Here is a 557-nt window from a genome sequence, read left to right on the forward strand (position 1 = left end):
CCACGCGGCCGTTTTCCAGGATGTAGCCGTGGTCGGCCAGCGCCAGCGCGGCCTGGGCGTGCTGCTCCACGATCAGCAGCGACACGCCTTCGCCGCGCAGCTTGGCGAGCAGGTCGAAGATCTCTTTCACCATCAGCGGTGCCAGGCCCAGCGACGGCTCGTCGATCATCAGCAGCCGGGGCCTGGCCATCATGGCGCGGCCGATCAGCAGCAGCTGCTGTTCGCCGCCCGAGAGGTAACCGGCGGTGCGCGTGCGCAGCTCGGCCAGGCGCGGGATCAGGCCGTAGACCCGCTCCAGCCCTTGCTTCACATCGGCCATGCGCGTGAGCCGGTGCCCGCCCACCACCAGGTTCTGCTCGGCGGTCATGTGGCGCAGCACCTTGCGGCCTTCGACCACGTGCACCACGCCGTCGGCCACCATCCGCTCGGCGGACGCGCCGGTGATGTCCTGGCCCAGCATGCGCACGTTGCCCGAGGCGACGCGGCCTTCCTCCACGTCCAGCATGCCGGAGATGGTCTTGAGGGTGGTGCTCTTGCCGGCTCCGTTGGGGCCGAGC

Annotated in this window: 1 protein-coding gene; it reads right to left on the reverse strand. The window is 70.2% G+C overall.

All coding sequences use genetic code 11. The features are described from left to right. Nucleotides 1–557 (reverse strand): ABC transporter ATP-binding protein (locus tag ACT6VE_RS34890; protein ID WP_444802663.1); only part of this gene is annotated, 557 nt, incomplete at both ends.

Origin of the sequence: Shinella sp. (assembly GCF_052438155.1) — a bacterium.
GTDB lineage: Bacteria > Pseudomonadota > Alphaproteobacteria > Rhizobiales > Rhizobiaceae > Shinella.